This is a genomic window from Burkholderia sp. Bp8963, from assembly GCF_003854275.1.
GTDB lineage: Bacteria > Pseudomonadota > Gammaproteobacteria > Burkholderiales > Burkholderiaceae > Burkholderia.
Window position 1 is genome coordinate 1 of record NZ_QTQP01000205.1, and the last position, 253, is coordinate 253.

The 253-nt window shown below is 53.4% G+C and carries 1 tRNA gene and 1 rRNA gene; both read right to left on the reverse strand.

Annotated elements, in window-relative coordinates:
- Positions 1-77, reverse strand: a tRNA-Ile gene (locus DID96_RS38050).
- Between the two features lie 64 nt (positions 78-141).
- Positions 142-253, reverse strand: a 16S ribosomal RNA gene (locus DID96_RS38055); the annotation flags it as partial.

The following is a 253-nucleotide window of genomic DNA, read 5'->3' on the forward strand; positions in this document are numbered from 1 at the left end:
TGGTGGGTCTGGTTGGATTCGAACCAACGACCCCCGCCTTATCAAGACGGTGCTCTAACCGACTGAGCTACAGACCCCTGAGTCTGTCTTTAAATTTACAGCCGATAAGCGTGAGCGCTCAATTGTTGCGAGAAGCTCTGGAAAGGAGGTGATCCAGCCGCACCTTCCGATACGGCTACCTTGTTACGACTTCACCCCAGTCATGAATCCTACCGTGGTGACCGTCCTCCTTGCGGTTAGACTAGCCACTTCT